We start from the raw sequence: 6,406 nt of genomic DNA, 5'->3' as shown, positions 1-6,406 counted from the left end.
GCCGATGCCGACCGTGACGATTACGGGCTCCGGCTTGCCGTTTGTCAGCATGTACAGGCGCTTCTGCCCGGCCTCCAGCCTGCCCGCCTCGATGCTCTTGCCGTCGGCGGTCTTGGGACGGAAGCGCAGGGCGGCCGTGGGAATCTTGAGCGCGCCTTGGCGCGAATCGGCCACGAAGGTGACGTTGGCGGTCATGCCGGGCTTGAGCTTCAGTTCGGAGTTGTCCACCGCCACCATGACCGAGTAGGTGACCACGTTGGACACGGTGGTGGCGGCGTTGCGCACCTGGGTCACCACGCCGCTGAAATGCGTCTCCGGGTAGGCGTCCACGGTGAAGGTGGCGTTGCCGCCCTCGTGGATCTTGCCGATGTCCGACTCGTCCACCGTGGCGCTGATCTGCATCTTGGTCAGGTCCTGGGCGATGGTGAACAGCGTGGGGGTGCTCATGCTCGCGGTCACGGTCTGGCCCACCTCCACCGCGCGGGAGATGACGATGCCGTCCACGGGCGAGGTGATGGTGGTGTAAGCCAGGTTGGTCTTGGCCTGGTCGTAGGAGCCCTTGGCCTGGCCCACGCTGCCCCGGGCAGCGGTGACGGCCGCGCGGGCCGAGGCCGCGGCGGTGGCGTAGGTGTCGTAGTCGCTCACGGCCACGGAGCCGTCCTTGACCAGGTTCTGGTAGCGCTTGAGCGTGCGCTCGGCATCCACCAGGGTTACCTTGGCCTTGTCCAGGTTGGCCTGGGCGTTCAGGTAGCTGCCCTGGCTCTGCTCCACCAGGGCGCGGTAGGTGGCCGGGTCGATCTGGGCGATGACCTGGCCCTTCTTCACCTGGGAGTTGTAGTCGGCGTAAAGTTCCTTGATGATTCCCGACACCGGCGTGCCCACGGTGACCGTGACCACGGGATTGATGGTGCCCGACGACGTGACCGTGGAGGCGATGTCGCCGCGCTCGGCCTTGCCGGTGCGGTACACCGCCTCGGCCTTGGAGCCGCGCAGCTGCTGCCAGCCCACGCCCGTGGCCACCAGCAGCACCGCCGCAAGAATGGCCAGGCGCGTTTTCCCCGTAAACAAATTTTTGAGGTTCAAGGCTCTCTCCCGTGCCCCCGCCGCTGTAGCCGCTATGGCGGTGAGGCTGGAACTCTTTGTTCATGCAGAACTTTCTGCACACAAAATGTTAGTCAAACGCTTGTTTGCCAGTATCGTGCCAGAGGAAAAGACGGTTATTCCGAGCAGTTGGTTACAGGCCGCAGTTGTTTTGTGCAAAAAAGAGCACATGTCGCTGCACAGGCGCGCACTTTTCGTGCCGCTCAAGGCTCGACAAGGTCCGAAGAAATCGCCACAAAGAATCATTATGAGCACCACACCGAGCTTCCGCGAGTTCTTCCGCTACTGGCTGCGTCTGGGCTTCATCAACTTCGGCGGCCCGGCCGGGCAGATCGCCATGATGCACAAGGATCTGGTGGCCGCGCGCGGCTGGGTGGGCGACGCGATTTTTCAGCGCGCCCTGGCCTTCTGCATGCTGCTGCCCGGACCGGAGGCCCACCAGCTGGCCGTGTACCTGGGCTGGCGCCTGCACGGCTACCGGGGCGGCGCGGTGGCGGGCCTGTTCTTTCTGCTTCCCTCGGTGTTTCTGATGCTCTTCTTGAGCTGGCTTGCGGCGGCGCACGGCGACGTGCCCCTGGTGGCGGGCGTGTTCCGGGGCATCGCCGGGGCGGTGGTGGCCATCGTGGCCCAGGCCCTGTGGCGCATGGCGAAAAAGTCCCTCAAGCACCCGGTGTTCTACGGCTTCGCCCTGGGCAGCTTCCTCATGGGCTACGCGCTCAGGCTCAAGTTTCCGGGCATCGTGGTTGCCGCGGGGTTGCTTGGACTGTGGCTGGGCGGGGTGCGGCCGGAGCTCTTCTGCCCGGGCGGAACCTGCCCGCCACCGGACCCGGAAGAGCCCGTGCGCAGGCCGGAAGGCTCCGGCTGGCGGCACGTGGGCCGGGTGTCGCTGATCTTCGCGGGCATCTGGCTCGCGGTGGCCCTGCCGGTGTACCTCTTCTCCGGTCCGGGCTCGCTGCTGCCGAAGATTTTGACCTTCTACTCCCGCGCCAGCTTCGTCACCTTTGGCGGGGCGTACGCCGTGCTGGCCTACGTGTCGGACATGTCCATGCGCCTGGGCTGGCTGACGCAGGAGCAGCTGGTGCTGGGCCTTGGCCTGGCCGAAACCACGCCTGGCCCGCTGATCATGGTCACGCAGTTCACGGGCTTCTTGACCGCCTGGACGCAGCCCGGGGCCATGAGCCCGCTGGCCGCCGGGGTCATCGGGGGGCTCTTGGCCACCTTCGGCATGTTTATGCCGAGCTTTTTCCTGGTCTTCGCGGGCGCGCCGTACATCGAAAGCCTGACGGCCAACCCGAAGCTCCAGGCGGCGCTCACGGGCATCACCGCCGCGGTGGTGGGGGTGATTCTGAAGCTCGGCGTGGTCTTCGCCACGGCCACCTTCTGGCCTAACGGTGTGAACGGCGGCGCGAATGGCGGCGGGCTTCTCGGCGGACTGGACGCCTTCGCCCTGGCCCTGGCCGTGCTTTCCGGCCTGGCCCTGTGGCGCTTTAACGCGGCGGTGCACCTGCTGGTGCTGGCCTGCGGCGCGGCGGGCGCGGCCTGGACCCTGCTGGGTTGAGAAGGCCGGGCTGACGGGGCCGGGCTGACCTTGCCGGGCTGGGTGCAGGCATACGGGGTAGGGGCCTGAAGGAAATTGCAATCCGCGTGGCCTTGGAATAGGGTGCGCCCTGTTCGGGAACCCTCCGCGTTGCACGGAGGAAGTGGGTCAACCAGCGGAGACACGACATGCGCAACGCCCCCAGAATCATCGGCCAGTCCCTGGGCATCCTCGCCCTTTCCGCGGCCTTCGCCTTCGGCGTCAACGCCCTGCGTCCGGATGGCCTGCCCCTGGCCAACGCCGCGGCCAAAAGCTCCGTGCAGCTCGACACCACCGGCGGCGAGATCGCCATCAAGGACGCCGCCCTGCTGTTCATCTCCGGCCGGGCCGTGTTCCTCGACGCGCGCTCCCAGCTGGAATACGAGATGGGCCACGTGCAGGGCGCCATCTCCCTGCCCCCGCGCGAGTTCGCCGCCCAGTTCCAGGACATCAAGCCCGCGCTGCAAGGCAAGGAAGCCGTCATCACCTATTGCGACGGCGAGCGCTGCCCCTTGAGCATCGCCCTGGCCAAGCACCTGCGCGACGCGGGCGTGAAGAACGTCTACGTGCTCAAGAACGGCTGGACCCTGTGGCAGGCCGAGAAGCTGCCCACCGCCAAGGGCGCGGCCATGTCGCGCATGCCGGGCGCGCAGTCGGCCCAGACTGGGCAGGAGGGCATATGCAGGGACTGCGGGAACAAGTAGTCCCCTGGGAGGCTCTGGCCTGGCTCTTGCGCATGGTCGTGGGCTGCGTGCTCATCTACGCCAGCGCGGACAAGATCCTCCACCCGCAGGACTTCGCGGCCATCGTCACCGACTATCGGCTGCTGCCGCCCGCGCTGGTGAATCCGGTGGCCATCTGGCTGCCCTGGTTCGAGCTGCTGCTTGGCGTGTGCCTGTTCAGCGGCTTCTGGCGGCAGGGCGCGCTGTTCCTGGCCACGGCGCTTTTGGCCGCCTTCTGGCTGGCGCTCATCGTGAACTATTTCCGGGGCGTCAACGTGGGCTGCGGCTGCTTCACGTCAACGCCCGGCGAAGCCGCGCCCATGCTCTGGTACATCGGCCGCGACGCCGTGCTGCTGGCCCTGCCTCTGCTGGCCTGGGAAGCGGGCCGCCGGGCCGAGGCGCAACAGCCTTAGCCCTTCGCCTCCTCACATCACCCACTAGCCCCTGGCCGCTGCGAAACGGCCAGGGGCTTTTTGTTTCAAACACTTATGCCTGCAAGTGCTGGTTGGCACCTGTATCCCGCAGTTAGCAGCGGGAATTGGTCTGCGTAATTGTATCACCTTGAAATGGAATACAATTGCCTCGGCAAGATATTGGAACGGATTGTGCTCTCCCTCCCGCACACTTGTGCCGCAAGACGCCGCCTGCGGTTCCTCCGCAGAACGGCCCACCACCGCCATACTCCTGGGAGGGGGCATGCAGACACTCTCATTGCGTGGAAAATTCATTCTCACACTGTCAGTGGGGGCCCTGGCCCTGGCGTTCATGTTCTGCGTGTCGCTCATGGGCATCAAGGGCTTTGAGGACGCTTACGCGCGCATGCGTTCCATCGACACTGTGGGCCGTCTGGCCGCGCTCGACATCGCAAAGGACATCAACTACTTCAGCCGCCTCACACGCAACATCATGCTCGGCAGCGACATCGAAAAGGACCTGAAGCAGATCGACCAGACCCTCGGCCGCATCGAGAAGAACTTCAGCCTGCTCTCCGGTCTGGATTTCACCCCGGAGGAGAAGGCGCTGATCCAGAAGGCGCGCGACGCCTCCACCCAGTTCACCCGCGACGGCACCGAGATCGTGAGCGGTTTGCGGGACACTCCGGCGGCGGACCGGCACCAGGCCTACAAGGAGTATGAGAAGCGCGCCACGCCCTACGCCATGGCCTTCCGCGAGCATTACGGCAACTTCGAGAAGGGCATGAACGTGCGCTTCGACTCCGGCATGGCCCTGCTGCACGACAGGATCGTGGAGCACCAGCGCACCCTGTGGCTCATTTTGGGCGCGGCCGTGGCGGTGATGTACGCCGTGGGCTACTTCATTTCCAACAAGGACCTTTCCGGCATGCGCCAGTGCGTGGCCTTTGCCCAGGACCTGGGGCGCGAGGACCTGACCCGGCGGCTGGAGGCGGGCCGCATGTCCTCCATGAGCGGCCTGGCCCAGGCCCTGAACCACACGGCGGACAGCCTGGCCGAGTTCCGGCGCGACGTGGCCCAGGCCACGGACGAGGCGCGGCGCGAGGGCGACGAGGCCAGGAAGGCCCTGGCCCAGGCGGATGAGGCCAAGCGCCAGGCCGAGCGCGCCCGGCGTGACGGCATGCTGCACGCGGCGGCCAGGCTTGAGGACGTGGTGCGCGTGGTGGCGCGCGCGTCCGATGAGCTTTCCGAGCGGGTGGACCAGTCCACGCGCGGCACGGAGCACCAGTCGCGCCGGGTGGGCGAGACCGGTCTGGCCATGGGCCAGATGAACGAGGCGGTGCTGGGCGTGGCGAGAAACGCCTCCCAGGCGGCGGAGACCTCCGGCGGGGCGCGCAAAAAGGCCCAGGACGGCGCGGACGTGGTGGCCCGGGTCATGGGCGGCATCGCCCAGGTGCAGCGGCAGTCCCTGGAGCTCAAGGGCGAGATGACCTCCCTCGGCCAGCAGGCCGAGGCCATCGGCAAGGTCATGAACGTCATCAACGACATTGCCGACCAGACCAACCTGCTGGCGCTCAATGCCGCCATCGAGGCCGCGCGCGCGGGCGACGCCGGGCGCGGCTTCGCCGTGGTGGCCGACGAGGTGCGCAAACTGGCGGAGAAGACCATGGCCGCCACCAAGGAGGTGGGCGAGGCCATCGGCGGCATCCAGAGGGGCACGCGGGCGAACATCGGCAAGGTGGACGCGGCCGCGGCCACCATCGACCAGACCACGGAGCTGGCGGGAAAGTCCAGCCAGGCCCTGGCCGAGATCGTGTCCCTGGTGGACCTGGCCACGGACCAGATACGGGCCATCGCCGCCGCCAGCGAGCAGCAGTCCGCCTCAAGCGAGCAGATCACCGCCGCCATCGACGAGGTGCAGCGCATCTCCACGGACACGGCCGAGGCCATGCGCCAGTCGGCGAAGGCCGTGGGCTCGCTTTCGGCCCAGGCCCAGGCCCTCAAAGGGCTCATCGAGGAAATGCAGGCCGAGGGCGCGTAAGGGCCCCCGGCCAAGGGAAGCCCGCGTTACGGGTGTTTGACGAAGGTGCCCTGCTGGTATTCGCGGAAGGCCAGCTCCAGCTCGGCCTCGGTGTTCATGACGATGGGCCCGCGCCAGGCCACGGGCTCGCCCAGGGGCTTGCCCGTGAGCAGCAGGAAGCGCAGGCCGTGAGGCCCGGCCGTCGCGGCCACTTCGTCGCCGTTGCCCTTCTCGTCGCCGTGCTCGAACAGCACCAGGGTGCGGTTCTGCACGGCCTCGCCGTTCACGGTTCCGGCGCCGTCGATGACATAGAGGAAGGCCGTGTGCCCGGGGCGCGTGGGGTGGACGAACTCCACCCCCGGCGGCACGGAGCAGTCCAGGTACTCCGGCTCGATGACGATCTCCTCCATGGGGCCGCGCACGCCGCCGATCTCCCCGGCGATGACCTTGACGCGCACCCCGCCGGGCAGCTCCACCTCCGGTATCTGCGCGGCGGTGATGCCCCGGTAGCGCGGTGGCATCATCTTCTGCCGGGCGGGCAGGTTGGCCCACAGCTGGAAGCCGTGCATGGAGC

General features: G+C 67.4%; 6 protein-coding genes. 4 read left to right on the top strand and 2 right to left on the bottom strand.

All coding sequences use genetic code 11. The annotated features are described in order from the left end of the window. The coding region (locus VN419_RS00240) for an efflux RND transporter periplasmic adaptor subunit (protein ID WP_325643203.1) at nt 1-1,083 on the bottom strand (1,083 nt) is incomplete at its 3' end. A gap of 265 nt (nt 1,084-1,348) precedes the next feature. On the opposite strand from VN419_RS00240, the gene chrA reads away from it, so the two are divergent. The 4 genes from chrA to VN419_RS00220 all read left to right on the top strand — a co-directional run bounded on the left by chrA (nt 1,349) and on the right by VN419_RS00220 (nt 5,853). Further along, nucleotides 1,349-2,659: a chromate efflux transporter gene (gene chrA, locus VN419_RS00235; RefSeq protein WP_325643201.1), complete on the top strand. Its 1,311-nt coding sequence runs from the start codon at nt 1,349-1,351 to the stop codon at nt 2,657-2,659. Between the two features lie 167 nt (nt 2,660-2,826). Further along, nucleotides 2,827-3,381, top strand: a complete 555-nt coding sequence (locus VN419_RS00230) for a rhodanese-like domain-containing protein (protein WP_325643198.1) — start codon at nt 2,827-2,829, stop codon at nt 3,379-3,381. Then, complete coding sequence (locus tag VN419_RS00225) at nt 3,357-3,812, top strand: MauE/DoxX family redox-associated membrane protein (RefSeq protein ID WP_325643196.1); 456 nt, start codon at nt 3,357-3,359, stop codon at nt 3,810-3,812. The genes VN419_RS00230 and VN419_RS00225 overlap by 25 nt, the downstream gene beginning before the upstream one ends. Nucleotides 3,813-4,095: 283 nt before the next feature. Then, on the top strand, nt 4,096-5,853 hold the full coding sequence (locus VN419_RS00220) for a methyl-accepting chemotaxis protein (protein ID WP_325643194.1): 1,758 nt from the start codon (nt 4,096-4,098) through the stop codon (nt 5,851-5,853). 26 nt (nt 5,854-5,879) lie between these two features. Here the strand turns inward: VN419_RS00220 and VN419_RS00215 are convergent. Beyond that, the coding region (locus tag VN419_RS00215) for a pirin family protein (protein ID WP_325643192.1) at nt 5,880-6,406 on the bottom strand (527 nt) is incomplete at its 5' end.

The organism is Humidesulfovibrio sp. (assembly GCF_035560995.1).
Classification (GTDB): Bacteria; Desulfobacterota; Desulfovibrionia; order Desulfovibrionales; family Desulfovibrionaceae; genus Humidesulfovibrio.
The sequence above is the reverse complement of the archived record's forward strand: the minus strand, read 5'-3'. Positions and strand labels throughout refer to the sequence as shown.